At 63.9% G+C, this 15894-nt stretch carries 13 protein-coding genes; 8 read left to right on the forward strand and 5 right to left on the reverse strand.

From position 1 onward, the window contains the following. Positions 1-51: 51 nt before the first annotated feature. On the reverse strand, positions 52-2802 hold the full coding sequence (locus tag Q6A48_RS13090) for a response regulator (RefSeq protein ID WP_304554523.1): 2751 nt from the start codon (positions 2800-2802) through the stop codon (positions 52-54). A gap of 375 nt (positions 2803-3177) precedes the next feature. On the opposite strand from Q6A48_RS13090, the gene cysM reads away from it, so the two are divergent. The 5 genes from cysM to Q6A48_RS13115 all read left to right on the forward strand — a co-directional run bounded on the left by cysM (position 3178) and on the right by Q6A48_RS13115 (position 9318). Continuing rightward, a complete protein-coding gene (cysM, locus tag Q6A48_RS13095) occupies positions 3178-4080 on the forward strand; it encodes a cysteine synthase CysM (RefSeq protein WP_304554524.1) in 903 nt (300 codons plus the stop codon). Further along, positions 4080-5450 carry a 23S rRNA (uracil(1939)-C(5))-methyltransferase RlmD gene (rlmD, locus tag Q6A48_RS13100; protein WP_304554525.1) on the forward strand — a complete coding sequence of 457 codons (1371 nt, stop codon included), beginning with the start codon at positions 4080-4082 and terminating at the stop codon, positions 5448-5450. Before cysM ends, rlmD begins: the two co-directional genes overlap by 1 nt. A 101-nt stretch (positions 5451-5551) precedes the next feature. Beyond that, positions 5552-7798, forward strand: a complete 2247-nt coding sequence (gene relA, locus Q6A48_RS13105) for a GTP diphosphokinase (protein ID WP_304554526.1) — start codon at positions 5552-5554, stop codon at positions 7796-7798. A 120-nt stretch (positions 7799-7918) separates the two neighbouring features. Then, a complete protein-coding gene (mazG, locus tag Q6A48_RS13110; RefSeq protein WP_304554527.1) occupies positions 7919-8752 on the forward strand; it encodes a nucleoside triphosphate pyrophosphohydrolase in 834 nt (277 codons plus the stop codon). Between the two features lie 26 nt (positions 8753-8778). Beyond that, positions 8779-9318, forward strand: coding sequence for a DUF2058 domain-containing protein (locus Q6A48_RS13115; RefSeq protein ID WP_304554528.1), 540 nt, complete (start codon positions 8779-8781; stop codon positions 9316-9318). Positions 9319-9457: 139 nt separating this feature from the next. On the opposite strand, the gene Q6A48_RS13120 is transcribed toward Q6A48_RS13115, so the two are convergent. The 4 genes from Q6A48_RS13120 to purM form a co-directional block, all read right to left on the reverse strand. After that, the gene (locus Q6A48_RS13120; protein ID WP_304554529.1) at positions 9458-9652 is read right to left on the reverse strand and encodes a hypothetical protein; all 195 of its coding nucleotides are present in this window, start codon (positions 9650-9652) and stop codon (positions 9458-9460) included. Positions 9653-10034: 382 nt separating this feature from the next. Further along, positions 10035-10748: a DUF3108 domain-containing protein gene (locus Q6A48_RS13125; RefSeq protein WP_215007843.1), complete on the reverse strand. Its 714-nt coding sequence runs from the start codon at positions 10746-10748 to the stop codon at positions 10035-10037. Positions 10749-10756: 8 nt separating this feature from the next. Beyond that, positions 10757-11407, reverse strand: a complete 651-nt coding sequence (gene purN, locus Q6A48_RS13130) for a phosphoribosylglycinamide formyltransferase (protein ID WP_304554530.1) — start codon at positions 11405-11407, stop codon at positions 10757-10759. 11 nt (positions 11408-11418) lie between these two features. Then, positions 11419-12477 (reverse strand): phosphoribosylformylglycinamidine cyclo-ligase, encoded by a 1059-nt coding sequence (purM, locus tag Q6A48_RS13135; RefSeq protein ID WP_304554531.1) that lies wholly within the window; start codon positions 12475-12477, stop codon positions 11419-11421. Between the two features lie 365 nt (positions 12478-12842). On the opposite strand from purM, the gene Q6A48_RS13140 reads away from it, so the two are divergent. The 3 genes from Q6A48_RS13140 (at position 12843) to hda (ending at position 15868) form a co-directional block, all read left to right on the forward strand. After that, positions 12843-13901 (forward strand): DUF2066 domain-containing protein, encoded by a 1059-nt coding sequence (locus tag Q6A48_RS13140; protein ID WP_304554532.1) that lies wholly within the window; start codon positions 12843-12845, stop codon positions 13899-13901. Between the two features lie 32 nt (positions 13902-13933). Further along, complete coding sequence (locus Q6A48_RS13145; protein WP_304554534.1) at positions 13934-15007, forward strand: AI-2E family transporter; 1074 nt, start codon at positions 13934-13936, stop codon at positions 15005-15007. Between the two features lie 156 nt (positions 15008-15163). Further along, positions 15164-15868 carry a DnaA regulatory inactivator Hda gene (gene hda / locus Q6A48_RS13150; protein ID WP_042728538.1) on the forward strand — a complete coding sequence of 235 codons (705 nt, stop codon included), beginning with the start codon at positions 15164-15166 and terminating at the stop codon, positions 15866-15868. Positions 15869-15894 lie beyond the last annotated feature (26 nt).

Genomic DNA, 15894 nt, shown 5'->3' on the forward strand with positions numbered 1-15894 from the left:
CTGGGATGGCGTCAGCTTAGCCGCGATTGGGCCGACGATTATTGCCCTGGGTCAGGCGCTGATACGGGCCTCGCTCGCCAGGCGGTTGATGGCGCGCTCCAGTTCCTCGAGGGCAGCGGCGGCCTTGGGGTCGTTTTGCTTGAGCAAGGTTTCGCTGCGCTGGCAGGCGGCGCGCAGTTGCGGAACGCCGCAGTAGCGCGTCGCACCGTGCAGGCGATGGACCCGTTCGATCAGGGCGTTGTGATCGTTGGCTTCGCTGGCCTGGCGGATCGCTTCGCGGTCGGCTTCCAGGGACGCCAGCAGCATCGCCAGCATGTCCGCGGCCAGGTCGGCCTTGCCGGCGGCCAGGCGCAGGCCTTCCTCGTGGTCGAGCACCAGCAGTTCGCCGCCGGCCTGGGCGTCGCCGTGGCGTTCCGGCGACTGGTTGCGCAGGGCCAGGCCGGTCCATTTGAGCACCACCTGGGCCAGTTGCCGTTCGCTGATGGGCTTGGTCAGGTAGTCGTCCATGCCGCTTTGCAGCAGGGCGCGCTTTTCGTTGGCCATGGCGTGGGCGGTGAGGGCGACGATCGGCAGCGGCGTGCAGTGGCGCTCGCTTTCCCACTGACGGATCGCCTCGGTGCTCTGGCGCCCGTCCATGCCCGGCATCTGCACGTCCATCAGCACCAGGTCGTAGGTTTCCTTTTGCACGGCCTTGACCGCGGCATAGCCGCTTTCCACCGCCAGGACCTTGGCCCCCATGTCTTCGAGCAGGGTCTGCACCAGCAGCAGGTTGGCCGGGTTGTCATCCACGCACAACACTTTTGGCGCGCGGCTGGCGACCGGCTCGTTCGGCTCGCTGCGGGTCGGCCGTGGGTTCACCAGGTCGGACAGCGAGCGGCGCAACTTGCGGGTGCAGGCGGGCTTGGCCTGCAACTGGCTGTGGGGGTTGGGCACCGAGAGATGGTAGAGCGTCTGTTCGGTGGTGGGGCACAGCACCAGCACCTTGCAACCCAGGTGTTCGAGGTCCCAGATGTGCTGGTTGAGGCGTTCCGGCGGCATGTCGTTGCTGGTGATGCCCAGCACGGCCAGGTCAAACGCCTGGTCGGTCGGATGGGCGACGGTGACGCCGTTGGTCAGGCCTTCCAGGGTGTTGAACGGCGTGACGTGCAGGCCGCAGTCCTCGAGCTGGTGTTGCAACGCCTGGCGCGCCAGTTCGTGGTTTTCCAGCAGCGCCACGCGCCGGCCCAGCAACGGTGGACCGGGCAGGTCCTCGGCGTCGTCGCGGGTCTTGGGCAGGCGCAGGCTGATCCAGAACTCCGAGCCTTCGCCCGGGGTGCTGTCCACGCCGATCTCGCCGCCCATCTGTTCCACCAGGCGCTTGGAAATCACCAGCCCCAGTCCGGTGCCGCCCGGCTGGCGCGACAGCGAGTTGTCGGCCTGGCTAAAGGCCTGGAACAGCGCCCGCACGTCCTGGGCGGACAGGCCGATGCCGGTGTCCTGGACGCTGATGCGCAGTTGCACGCTGTCTTCGTGTTCGTCTTCGAGCATCGCCCGGGCGACGATGGTGCCTTCGCGGGTGAACTTGATGGCGTTGCTCACCAGGTTGGTGAGGATCTGCTTGAGGCGCAGCGGATCGCCCACCAGCGACAACGGCGTGTCGCGGTAGACCAGGCTCACCAGTTCCAACTGCTTGGCATGGGCGGCGGGGGCGAGGATGGTCAGGGTGTCCTGCAACAGGTCGCGCAGGTTGAACGGGATGCTGTCGAGCACCAGCTTGCCAGCCTCGATCTTCGAGAAGTCGAGGATCTCGTTGATGATGCCCAGCAGGCTGTCGGCGGATTTTTCGATGGTGCCCAGGTAGTCGAGCTGGCGCGGGGTCAGCTCGCTTTTCTGCAAGAGATGGGTGAAGCCGAGGATGCCGTTGAGCGGGGTGCGGATCTCATGGCTCATGTTCGCCAGGAACTCGGATTTGATCCGGCTCGCTTCCAGGGCTTCCTTGCGCGCCAGGTCCAGCTCGATGTTCTGGATCTCGATGGTTTCCAGGTTCTGGCGCACGTCCTCGGTGGCCTGGTCGATGCTGTGTTGCAGCTCTTCCTGGGCGTTCTGCAAGGTGCCGGCCATGCGGTTGATGCCCGACGCCAGTTCATCCAGTTCCTGGCTGCCCAAGGGCGGCAGGCGGGTTTCCAGGTGGCCGTCCTTGAGCTGGGCCACGGCTTGCTTGATCTGGCTCAGCGGGCGGTTGATCGTGCGGCCCATGCGCAGGGCCAGCAGCGCGGTCAGGCCCAGGCCGGCAGCGATCAGCAACAGGCTGGCGAAAAGGCTGCGGTAACCGCGCAACAACATGCCGCTGTGGGACAGTTCCAGCTCGACCCAGCCCAACAGGCGGTCGGCTTCTTCGGGAATCAGTTCGCCCGCCAGGTTGCGGTGCTTGCCGAAGACCGGCAGCAGGTAGCGCGTGGCGTCGTTGCCGGTGCGCTGCAGCAGTTGCGTGCTGTTGCCCTCCGGCGCCCGGTTGAGCATGGTCGGACCGGCGTGGGCCAGCGGCGTGCGGTCGGGGGCGAGGAAGGTCACGGCGCGCACGTCGGTCTGTTCCAGCGACTGGGTGGCGATGCGCTCCAGCAGTTCGGTGTCCTGCCGGCTCATGGCGGGGGCGACCAGCGGCGCCAGTTGTTCGGCGATCATCTCGCCCCGTTGCAGCAACTGGGCGTGCAGGTCCGATTGCTGCATCCAGGTGAAGTAACCGCCCAGGACCAGCGCCATCAGGCTGGTCGGCAACAGGGTCAGCAACAGCACGCGGCCTTTGATTCCCAGTTTCTTGAGCACACTTGTCTCCTGCATCCAGCGGTCTGATTAAGCGGTGCGCGCATCCGGCGCGCAATACCTGCGCAGTGTAGCGATTTGAGGGCGGGGGATCTTCGTAAAATTCAGGTCCGCCGCGCCTTTGTGGCGAGGGGATTTATCCCCGCTGGGCTGCGAAGCGGCCCCCCTACAGCCTGTTTGGCGCACCATGAACCCAGGAAATAGGACTGCTTCGCAGCCCAGCGGGGATAAATCCCCTCGCCACAAATGAAGGTGTTCAACCGATGGCTGCCGCCTCGCTTATTCCCATAAGCCATAACCACCTCACTTTGCGTGATATGGCCTCGCCGGGTTTGCCGGTATGATAGGCGCCCCCGCAGCCCGGATTGCGAATACGCCATGACTTTGCAGTACCCCACGATCGCCGATTGCGTCGGCAACACCCCGCTGGTCCGCTTGCAGCGCTTGCCCGGCGCCACCAGCAACACGCTCTTGCTCAAGCTCGAAGGCAACAACCCGGCGGGTTCGGTCAAGGACCGGCCGGCGCTGTCGATGATCACCCGTGGCGAATTGCGCGGGCACATCAGGCCGGGCGACACGCTGATCGAGGCGACGTCCGGCAACACCGGCATCGCCCTGGCCATGGCGGCGGCGATCAAGGGCTACAAGATGGTGCTGATCATGCCCGACAACTCCAGCGCCGAGCGCAAGGCGGCCATGACGGCCTACGGCGCGGAACTGATCCTGGTGACCCAGGAGCAGGGCATGGAAGGCGCCCGGGACCTGGCCGAGCGCATGCAGGCCGAAGGCCGTGGCAAGGTGCTCGACCAGTTCGCTAACGGCGACAACCCCGAGGCCCACTACACCACCACCGGTCCCGAGATCTGGCGCCAGACCGGCGGCACCATCACCCATTTCGTCAGCTCGATGGGCACCACCGGCACCATCATGGGCAACTCGCGCTACTTGAAGGAACAGAACCCCAACGTGCAGATCATCGGCCTGCAACCGATGGAAGGCGCGGCCATCCCCGGCATCCGTCGCTGGCCCGAGGAATACCTGCCGAAGATCTACCAGGCCGACCGCGTGGACCGCATCATCGACATGGCCCAGGCCGAAGCCGAGGACGTGACCCGGCGCCTGGCGCGCGAGGAAGGCATCTTCTGCGGCGTCTCTTCGGGCGGTGCCGTGGCGGGAATGCTGCGTTTGTCGAAGGAGGTTGAAAACGCGGTGATCGTCGCGATCATTTGCGACCGCGGCGACCGCTACCTGTCGACCGGCATTTTCGACGCGCCCAACTGATGGCCAAGCAAGAAAGAGGCTTGCGCTTCCAGCCCAGCGGCGGAAGCCGGGCCCCGCAAGTGCCCACCGGTAAAAAGCAGCGCCTGACCATCGAGCGCCTGGCCAACGATGGCCGCGGCATCGGCTTCGTCGACGGGCGTACCTGGTTCGTCATCGGTGCCCTGGCCGGCGAAGACGTCGAGGCGCGGGTGCTGGGTGCCCACGGCAAAGTGGTCGAGGCCCGAACCGAGCGCGTGTTCCTGGCCAACGAACTGCGGCGTCCGGCGCCTTGTGTCCACGCCGGTCGCTGTGGCGGTTGCAGCGTCCAGCACTTGCCCCACGCCGAACAACTCGTCCTGAAGCAGCGCCTGCTCGCCGAGCAATTGTCGCGGGTGGCCGGGGTGGAACCCGAGGAATGGGCCGCGCCGCTGAGCGGGGCGGAGTTCGCTTATCGGCGCCGTGCCCGCGTGGCGGTGCGCTGGGACCACAAGGCGAAGAAACTCGAGGTGGGTTTGCGAGCCGTCGGCAGCCAGGACATCGTCGCCATCGGCGATTGTCCGGTGTTGGTTGCGCCCCTGCAGCCGATCATGAAGCAGCTGCCGGACATGCTCGGGCGCTTGAGCAAACCCCAGGCCCTGGGCCATGTGGAGTTGTTCGCCGGTTCGTCCCTGGCGGTGCTGTTGCGGCACATGGCGCCGCTGTCGGAAGCCGACTTGACGATCCTCAAGGACTTCTGCGCCATTCACCAGGCCCAGTTGTGGTTGCACGGCGAGGGCGAGCCGCAGCCAGTCGAGCCGGGCCAGGCCCTGGGTTATCGCCTGGACACCTGGGGGCTGGAACTGGCCTACCGGCCAGGGGATTTCATCCAGGTGAACGCCGGGGTCAATGAGGCGATGGTCGCCCAGGCCTTGCAATGGCTGGCGCCGCAACCCGATGAACGCGTGCTGGACCTGTTCTGCGGCCTGGGCAATTTCGCCTTGCCGTTGGCCAGGACGGTGCGCGAGGTGGTGGCCGTGGAAGGCGTGCAGGCCATGGTGGATCGCGCGGCGGCCAACGCCGTCAGCAACAATTTGAATAACACTGCCTTTTTTCAGGCCGATTTATCCCAGCCCCTGGCGACTGCGCAGTGGATCGGCGAAGGCTTTTCTGCGGTACTCTTGGACCCACCCCGTGACGGTGCTTTCGAGGTGGTGCGCACGCTGGCGTCCCTGGGCGCCAAACGGTTGGTGTATGTATCGTGCAACCCGGCAACTTTGGCCCGGGACACGGTCGAATTGATCAAGCAGGGCTACCGGTTAAAACGTGCCGGGATTCTCGATATGTTTCCTCAGACGGCGCATGTCGAGGCCATGGCGTTATTTGAAGCGAGCCAGGATGGCTTGTCCGACTGACCCGTTCGTGCCAACCCGCCACGGTCCTGGGCGGACACACGGACACTGAAGGTCAGCGATGTTGACGCATTGAATCTGCGTCGTAGGGAAGGTACGCAACGATGGTACAGGTGAGAGCACACCAGCCGATCAACACCGACGGCAGTATCAATCTCGAGGCTTGGCTCGATCACACGGTCAGTATCGACATGGTGCTGGATCGTGAAGCCTTGAAGGAGGCCTGCGAGTTCGCTCGCGAGGCCGAGCAGCAACACAATGCGGCGAAGAACCTCTGGTCCGAGGGCACCTCGAGTTTCCAGACGGGCCTGGAGATCGCCGAAATCCTGGCCGACCTCAAGCTCGACCAGGATTCGCTGGTGGCGGCGGTGCTGTACCGCGGCGTACGCGAAGGCCAGATCCAGCTCGCGGTGGTCAGCCAGCGCTTCGGCCCGGTGGTCGCCAAGCTGATCGACGGCGTGCTGCGCATGGCCGCCATCAGTGCCAGCCTCAGCCCGCGCCACTCCATGGTCCTGGGCACCCAGGGCCAGGTGGAAAACCTGCGCAAGATGCTGGTGGCGATGGTCGATGACGTGCGTGTCGCGCTGATCAAGCTGGCCGAGCGGACGTGCGCCATCCGCGCCGTCAAGGCGGCGGACGATGAAAAGCGCAACCGCGTCGCCCGCGAGGTGTTCGACATCTACGCACCCCTTGCCCACCGCCTCGGCATCGGCCATATCAAGTGGGAGCTGGAGGACCTGTCCTTCCGCTACCTGGAGCCGGACCAGTACAAGCAGATCGCCAAGCTGTTGCATGAGCGACGCCTGGACCGCGAGCGCTTCATCAACGACGTGATGAGCCAGTTGCGCGAGGAATTGCAGGCCACGGGCGTGGAAGCCGACATCAGTGGCCGGGCCAAGCACATCTATTCGATCTGGCGCAAAATGCAGCGCAAGGGCCTGGAATTCAGCCAGATCTACGACGTTCGCGCCGTCCGCGTGCTGGTCCCGGAAATGCGCGACTGCTACACCGCGCTGGGGATCGTCCACACCTTGTGGCGGCACATCCCGAAGGAATTCGACGACTACATCGCCAACCCCAAGGAAAACGGCTATCGCTCGCTGCACACGGCGGTGATCGGCCCCGAGGGCAAGGTGCTGGAAGTGCAGATCCGTACCCACGCCATGCACGAGGAAGCCGAGCTGGGGGTTTGCGCGCACTGGAAATACAAGGGCACCGACGTCAAGTCCGGGTCCAACCACTACGAAGAGAAGATCTCCTGGCTGCGCCAGGTCCTCGAATGGCATGAGGAACTGGGTGACATCGGTGGCCTGGCGGAACAGCTGCGGGTGGACATCGAGCCGGACCGGGTCTACATCTTCACCCCCGACGGCCACGCCATCGACCTGCCCAAGGGCGCGACGCCGCTGGATTTCGCCTACCGGGTGCACACCGAGATCGGCCACAACTGCCGTGGCGCCAAGATCAACGGGCGGATCGTGCCGCTCAACTACAGCCTGCAGACCGGCGAGCAGGTCGAGATCATCACCAGCAAGCACGGCACGCCGAGCCGCGACTGGCTGAACCCGAACCTGGGCTACATCACCACGTCGCGGGCGCGGGCGAAAATCGTCCACTGGTTCAAGTTGCAGGCCCGCGATCAGAACGTTGCCGCCGGCAAGACCCTGATCGAGCGCGAGCTCAGTCGCCTGGGCCTGCCCCAGGTGGATTTCGACAAGCTGGCCGAAAAGGCCAACATGAAAACCGCCGAGGACATGTTCGCCGCCCTCGGGGCCGGCGACCTGCGCCTGGCGCAACTGGTCAACCTGGCCCAGCAACTGGTGGAGCCGGAGCGCGGCAACGAGCAGTTGGAACTGATCCCGCGCAAGGCCACGGGCTACAAGCCTGGCAAGCGCGGCGACATCCAGATCCAGGGCGTCGGCAACCTGATGACCCAGATGGCCGGTTGCTGCCAGCCATTGCCGGGAGACGCGATCGTCGGCTACATCACCCAGGGCCGGGGCGTCAGCATCCACCGCCAGGATTGCGCCTCGGTGCTGCAACTGGCCGGTCGCGAGCCGGAGCGGATCATCCAGGTCAGCTGGGGGCCGGTGCCGGTGCTCACCTACCCGGTGGACATCGTCATTCGCGCCTACGACCGCTCCGGCCTGCTGCGGGACGTGTCCCAGGTGTTGCTGAACGAGCGGATCAACGTGCTGGCGGTCAACACCCGCTCGAACAAGGAAGACAACACCGCGCTGATGTCCCTGACCATCGAGATCCCGGGGCTGGACGCCCTGGGGCGGTTGCTGGGGCGGATTTCCCAGTTGCCGAACATCATCGAGACGCGGCGTAACCGGACGCCGGGTTAAGCGCAGTCCGAATGTAGGAGCAAGCCTGTGGGAGCAAAGCTTGCTCCCACAGGCTTGCTCTCACAGGCTTACTCTCATTGGGTTATTTCCCACAGTGTTTTGTGTGATGAGAAGGACTAAATGTATAGCCTCGAAGACCTGCTCCACTTGATGAACCGCCTGCGCGACCCGCAATACGGGTGCCCGTGGGACATCAAGCAAACCTACCGGACCATCGTCCCCCATACCCTGGAAGAAGCCTACGAAGTGGCCGACGCCATCGAGCGCGGTGACTTCGAGCATCTGCAGGGAGAGTTGGGCGACTTGTTGTTCCAGGTGGTGTATTACAGCCAGCTGGCCCGGGAAGAGAACCGCTTCGAATTCGCCGGCGTGGTCGACGGCATCACCCGCAAGCTGATCCGCCGCCATCCCCATGTGTTCCCCAGCGGTGACCTGTACGCGCCCCCCGACACGCCGCGCTTGAGCGAGGAACAGGTCAAGCAGCGGTGGGAGGAAATCAAGGCACAGGAGCGCGCCGAGAAGGCCTCGGCACCCGAGCAGTTGTCGTTGCTCGATGATGTGCCGGCGGCACTGCCGGCGTTGTCCCGCTCGGCGAAGCTGCAAAAGCGCGCGGGCCAGGTCGGCTTCGACTGGCCGGACGCCTTGCCGGTCCTCGACAAGGTTCGCGAAGAGCTGGATGAAGTGCTGGAGGCGATGTCGGAAAACGACCAAGTGGCAGTGACGGACGAAATCGGCGACCTGCTGTTCTCCGTCGTCAACCTGGCTCGCCACCTCAAGGTCGATCCGGAAAACGCCTTGCGCGGCGCCAACGCCAAGTTCGAACGACGCTTCCGATTTATCGAACAGGCATTGCGCGACACCCATCGACCCATGGAAGATTGCACCCTCGAAGAGTTGGACGCCTTGTGGGGCGAAGCCAAACGTCAGGAAAAGAATTTGCCCAGCTGTGGCTGAGGCCGTTGCCTAAGTGAGTAAGCACCATGAGCCTTTCCCTTCGCGACCAGTTGCTCAAAGCAGGGCTGGTCAACCAAAAGCAGGCCAAGCAGGTCGGCAAAGAGAAGCAGAAGCAGCAGCGCCTGGCGCACAAGGGCCAGATCGAACTGGATGATTCCCAGCAGCGTGCCGCCCAGCAAGCGTTGGCCGAGAAGGTCAAGCGCGACCAGGAGCTCAATCGCCAGCAGCAGGAAAAGGCCGAGCAGAAGGCTCGGGCCGCGCAGATCAAGCAATTGATCGAAGTCTCGCGCCTGCCGAAGCTGACCACCGAGGACTACTACAATTTCGTCGACGACAAGAAGGTCAAGCGTATTTCGGTCAACACCCTGATGCGCAACAAGCTGAGCAGCGGCTCCCTGGCGATCGTCCATCATGCCGGCGGCTATGAAGTGATCCCGCGCGAAGCGGCCCTGAAGATCCAGGAACGTGACCCCAAGCGCATCGTCCAGCTCAACACCCAGACCGAAGAAGTGGATGCGGATGATCCGTACGCGGCGTATCAGATTCCTGATGACTTGATGTGGTAAGCCGGGCTCAATGCTATTGAGCTGAAGCACAAAACCTGTGGGAGCGAGCTTGCTCGCGATGGCGGTCTATCGGTGACAGAGATGTTGACTGATGCGCCGCTATCGCGAGCGAGCTCGCTCCCACAGGTTCTTTTAGTGCTCAAGAGTTTGCGTTTTCATGCGAGCGCTGCCTTTCCTCGCGCTCCAGCTCAGCCTTGTAGTTCTGGGCATCGGTCTCCGAGTGGAACATCCCCACCAGCAGATCCTGTTGCCGCACATCCCAGATCCGGATACCCGCCGCAATGGCTTCATGGGACATGTGGGCATCGTCGCGTTCATTTACTTTCACAGTCATCTTGCAAGCTCCAATCTCTGTTATCTGCAGCAAGGCGTGTGCAGGGCTTTGTTATAGATTTGGATAGCCTGCTAAGTAAACGTCTGGAAGCGTTAAGAAGTTTTCATGAAAATCGCAAGAATCCTGGAGGCCAGGCAGGGCGCGGCGTTTGGTCGCAGACGGTTTTCATGAAGAAGTTTTCATATTGCAGCGACAAGCCTAAGTGAAAGCGCAACCCCTGTGGGAGCGGGCTTGCTCGCGAAGGCGCAGTGTCAGTCGATATCAATGTTGTTTGACACACTGCTTTCGCGAGCAAGCCCGCTCCCACAGGGGTATTGGGTGATCATGAAATCCAGGCAATAAAAAGCCCCGCATCTGCGGGGCTTCTTTTTATCAACTTGGCTCAGCTGCCTTTCACAGCCTTGCCATTGACCGTACCGTCCTGGAGCATGATGTTGTACTCCTTGCCGTCGGTCTCGACCTGTTGCAGGCGTACCAGCAGGTAGTCCCAGTCCTTGGCGAACCAGAGCACGGTGATGCGCTTGCTCTGCGTCGGGTCGCGCACGCGCTCGACCTTGATCGCGTCGATCTGGCCGGCCTTGGTGTCGACCTTCTCGGCGCCCAGCACGCGGAAGTCATAGGTATCGACTTCGCCGTCGTCCACGACCTGGTAGCTCATGCTTTTCTTGCCGGCGGCGACATCGTGCTGCAGGGCCAGTTGGTAGGTGGACTTGTCCACCATGCCACGGTTGAGCGGCAGCTTGACCGCGTCGCCGCGATCGGTGCCGGTGACCATCTTGGTGTTCCAGTCGAAGTCCAGGTCGGCCTTCTTGGCCTTGCCCAGGCCGCCGCGTTCGAAGTGGTAGGACTGCGGCAGCAGGGTGTCCTTGTCCAGCGTCAGGGTACTTTCTTCGGTCAGGCTGGCGATCATCATCGAAGCCTTGAAACTCAGCTTCCAGGTGCCGTTGGCTTCCTTGGTCAGGCTGCGCTCGGCGGTGCCGCTCATGGGCAGCTGTTTCCAGTCGGCGGTGTAGCTGGCGGAGAACGGTTGAAGGTCCGAAGCCTGTGCCAGGGGCAGGGCAAGCAGGGCGCAAGCGAAGAGCAGGGCGCGACGCATAAAATCTCCTAGTGTCGAATCAAATGGCCGCTGGCGGCGAGCAACTGGCCGTCCAGGGAGGCTCCACGATCGTCGAGGGTAAGCCGTCCTTCGGCAAACCAACGCACGGCCATCGGGTAGATCTGGTGCTCACGGGCGTGAACCCGTTCCGCCAGGCTTTGCGGCGTGTCGTGCAACTCTACCGGTATTACTGCCTGTACGACCAGTGGTCCGCCATCGAGTTCCTCGGTGACAAAGTGCACGGAGCAGCCGTGCTCCGTGTCTCCGGCCTCCAGCGCACGCTGGTGAGTGTGTAACCCTTTGTATTTGGGCAGCAGCGAGGGATGGATATTGAACAGGCGGCCCTGGTAGTGACGCACGAAGCCGGCGCTGAGGATGCGCATGAAGCCGGCCAGCACCACCAGTTGCGGATTGAAGGTGTCGATCTGTTCGATCAGCGCGGCGTCGAAGGCTTCGCGGCCTTCGAAGGCCTTGTGGTCGAGGACGCGGGTGTCGATGCCCGCGTCCCGGGCGCGTTGCAGGCCGTAGGCATCGGCGCGGTTGGAAATCACCGCGCGGATACGGACCGGGCTGTCGCCGGTCCGCGTGCTGTCGATCAGGGCCTGCAGGTTACTGCCGGTGCCGGACAGCAGCACCACGACGTTACAGGTTGCAGGCATCCGTCGGTGCATCAGTGCGCCTTGAGGTTTTGCAGCTCGACCTGGGCAGCGCCTTCGGCGGCGGTGGCGATCTGGCCGATCACCCAAGGTTGTTCGCCAGCTTCACGCAACACGTTCAGGGCGGTCTCGACGTGTTCCTGGGCCACGCAGATGACCATGCCCACGCCGCAGTTCAGCACCCGGTGCATCTCGGTTTCGTCGACGTTGCCTTTTTCCTGCAGCCAGTCGAACACCGCCGGGCGGTTCCAGCTCGCCACGTCGACCACCGCCTGGGCGCCTTTTGGCAGCACGCGCGGGATGTTGTCCAGCAGGCCGCCACCGGTGATGTGGGCCATGGCCTTGACGGCGCCGGTGTCCTTGATCAGCTTGAGCAGCGGCTTGACGTAGATCCGGGTCGGGGCCATCAGCAGGTCGGTCAGCGGCTTGCCGTCGAGCTGGGTGTTCTCGATGTCGGCACCCGAGACTTCGATGATCTTGCGGATCAGCGAGTAGCCGTTGGAGTGCGGGCCGGAGGATGGCAGGGCGAGCAGGGCATCGCCGGCGGCGACTTTCGAGCCGTCGATGATCTCGGCTTTCTCGACCACGCCAACGCAGAAGCCGGCCAGGTCGTAGTCTTCGCCTTCGTACATGCCGGGCATTTCAGCGGTTTCGCCGCCGACCAGGGAACAGCCGGACAGTTCGCAGCCGGCACCGATGCCGGTCACGACCTGGGCGGCGGTGTCGACGTTCAGCTTGCCGGTGGCGTAGTAGTCGAGGAAGAACAGTGGCTCGGCGCCGCAGACCACCAGGTCGTTCACGCACATGGCGACCAGGTCGATGCCGATGCTGTCGTGCTTGTTCAGGTTCAAGGCCAGGCGCAGCTTGGTGCCGACGCCGTCGGTGCCGGAGACCAGCACGGGTTGCTTGTAGCCGGCCGGGATCTCGCAGAGGGCGCCGAAACCGCCCAGGCCGCCCATGACTTCCGGGCGCGCAGTGCGCTTGGCGACGCTCTTGATGCGTTCGACCAATGCTTCACCGGCGTCGATGTCTACACCGGCGTCCTTGTAGCTCAGGGAGGGTTGCTTGCTCATGATCCAGGCCTTTAGGGGGGATTTCTGGGTAACGACCGACTGCCGGGGCCATTGAATAACCGTTGTACGGATTATTCCGGATGCCCGACTGTTGCCGGTCTGCGAAGGCGCGCGATTTTATCAGGCTTGAGGGGCAGCGGCCATCCTCGCGCCGACGGGCAGGGACATATCCGCGGAAAAAAACCGATATTTCTTATATTGGTACTGTGCGGCGCGGCTGTATAAGGTGTAGCGGTAACCGGCTATGGTGATGACAGTGCGAAACTTCCATCGGGCCTGTGAATGTTTTGCCCGATGCCGTGGTCACAGCCATGCTCAATCTTCTCCACACGGCCTGTTCCAGCCGTTATGCCCGGGAATCTTCCATGCGTTTGTTCAAATTCTTGTCCGTGGGTTGCCTGTCGCTGATCAGCCTGGCGAGCCATGCCGAAACCGTCAACGGCCTCTACCAAGTGTTCGAACCGGTGGGCAACCAGACACCGGAGGAGCGCAACCAGGCGACGCTGCGTGCCCTGGATACCCTGGTGCTGCGCCTGACCGGCGACGCCAAGGCCGCGCAGAGTCCCGGTCTGGCGGCGATCCGCAAGGACCCGCAGCAGATCATCCTGCAATACGGCTACGACGCCGGTCCGCCGGAAAGCCTGAAGGTCGACTTCGACCCGGCGAGCACCGACCGGGCGCTGCGCTCGGCGGGGTTGTCGCTGTGGAGCGCGAACCGGCCGTCAATCCTGGGCTGGTGGCTGAACGATTCGACGGAGGGCTCCAGCCTGGTGGGCGATGGCCAGGCCAGCGCCGCGCCATTGCGTCGTGCCGCGCAGCATCGCGGCCTGGCCCTGCACCTGCCACTGGCGGACCTGAGCGAGCAGATCGTCGCCACCGCGCCGAACCTGGAAGGCACCGACCCTGCGCCGTTGCACGCGGCCTCCGAGCGTTACGCGGCGGATGCATTGCTGGCGGTCCATGCCAAGGAAGAAGGCGGGCAATGGCACGGTACCTGGCGTTTGTGGCTGGGCGACCAGCGCGAGCAGGGCAGCGCCCAGGGCGCCGATCCGGCGGCCCTGGCCGACGCGGTCATGCTGGCGGTGAGCCAACGCCTGGCGCCGCGTTTCGTCGCCAAGCCGGGCCTGGCCAGCGAGCAGTGGCTGGAAGTGCAGGGCATGAACTTGGAGCGTTACGCGGCCCTGGGGCGCTTGCTCGAACCGTTTGGCGGGCAGCTGCAACGGGTCGAGGGTGACCGGGTGCTCTACCGGGTCAATGGCAGTGCCGACCAGTTGAAGGCCCAATTGGCCCTGGCGAAACTGCAGGAAATCCCGGCCGGTGAAGCCGCTGCGCCCGCGCCGCAGGTGCCAGCTGCCGTGGATGGCGCAGCCCCGGTGGCGACACCCGCGCCGGCGCCGACCGCCAACCTGCGTTTCCGCTGGTAGGTTTTCTTTCCTTATATAGCTAGGAGTGCTTCATGGGCGATACGCGGCGTTGGTTCTGGTTGGGTGGGGTCGCCCTGCTGTTTGCGTTCATCTATCTGTTGCATCCGATCCTGACGCCGTTCCTGGTTGCGTTGCTGCTGGCCTACCTGTTCGACCCGGTGGTGGATCGCCTGGAAAAATTCGGCCTGTCGCGGACTTGGGGCGTGGTGGCGGTGTTTGCGCTGTTCACCCTGATCGTCAGTGCCTTGTTGCTGGTGTTGATCCCCATGCTCGCCAAGCAGTTGGTGCGCTTGTACGAACTGGCGCCGCAGATGCTCGACTGGCTGCAGCACAGCGCGGTGCCGTGGGTGCAGTCGAAGCTGGGGCTGGCGGACGGTTTCTGGAAGTTCGACAAGGTCAAGGCGGCCATCAGCGAGCACATGGGCCAGACCACCGACATCGTCGGCGTGGTGTTGAGCCAGGCCACGGCTTCGAGCCTGGCGCTGATCGGCTGGCTGGCGAACCTGGTGCTGATCCCGGTGGTGGCTTTCTATCTGCTGCGCGACTGGGACCTGATGATGGCGAAGATCCGCAGCCTGCTGCCCCGCCATCGCGAGGCGCACATCATGGCCTTGACCGGTGAATGCCACGAGGTGCTCGGGGCGTTCGTGCGGGGGCAACTGCTGGTGATGGTCGCCCTGGGCTTCATCTACGCGGCCGGGCTGATGCTGGTAGGGCTGGAACTGGGCCTGTTGATCGGCATGATCGCCGGGCTGGCGGCCATCGTGCCGTACATGGGGTTCGTGATCGGTATCGGCGCGGCGTTGATCGCCGGGTTGTTCCAGTTCGGCGGCGACCTGTACCCGATGGTGGGCATCGTCGCGGTGTTCATGGTGGGCCAGGCGCTGGAAGGCATGGTGCTGACGCCGTTGCTGGTCGGCGACCGGATCGGCCTGCACCCGGTGGCGGTGATCTTCGCGATCCTGGCGGGTGGCGAGTTGTTCGGCTTCACCGGAATCCTGCTGGCGCTGCCGGTGGCGGCGGTGATCATGGTGCTGGTGCGACACATGCACGACCTGTACAAGGATTCGGATATCTACAGCGGCGCCGAAGACCCCGAGCTGTAGGGGCCATGACGGGAAAACCGTCGCTCCCGGGTGTTGCCGCTGCAAACCGTTGATTTTGCTCGTGGTCCGGCGCATTGTGCGGCCTGCGCCACGGGTATAAACTTTGCCAACTTTACACAGAGGCCACTAACGGTTCCCCGCAGCCGTTCAGTCAGCATGAAACCGATTCAGCTGCCCCTAGGTGTGCGTCTGCGTGATGACGCCACCTTTATCAACTACTACCCAGGCGCCAATGCCGCTGCACTCGGCTATGTCGAGCGGCTTTGCGAAGCCGACGCCGGCTGGACCGAAAGTCTGATCTATCTGTGGGGCAAGGACGGGGTAGGGCGGACGCACCTGTTGCAGGCCGCTTGCCTGCGGTTCGAGCAGTTGGGGGAGCCGGCGGTGTACCTGCCGCTGGCCGAGTTGCTGGATCGCGGGGTGGAAATCCTCGACAACCTCGAACAGTATGAGCTGGTCTGCCTGGACGACCTCCAGGCCGTCGCCGGCAAGGCCGACTGGGAAGAAGCGCTGTTCCATCTGTTCAATCGGTTGCGCGACAGCGGTCGGCGCTTACTGATCGCCGCCTCGACGTCGCCACGGGAGCTGCCGGTGAAACTGGCGGACCTCAAGTCCCGCCTCACCCTGGCGCTGATTTTCCAGATGCGAGCCCTGTCGGACGAAGACAAGCTCCGTGCCTTGCAACTGCGCGCGTCCCGCCGTGGCCTTCACCTGACCGACGAAGTAGGCCATTTCATCCTCACCCGCGGCACCCGCAGCATGAGCGCGCTGTTCGAATTGCTCGAACGCCTCGACCAGGCCTCCCTCCAGGCCCAGCGCAAGCTGACTATTCCTTTTTTGAAAGAAACCTTGGGCTGGTAGAACCGTTGTCTGTAGTGGCTCCTGGC

The sequence above is a fragment of the Pseudomonas citrullilanati genome (assembly GCF_030580855.1).
Taxonomy (GTDB): domain Bacteria; phylum Pseudomonadota; class Gammaproteobacteria; order Pseudomonadales; family Pseudomonadaceae; genus Aquipseudomonas; species Aquipseudomonas citrulli.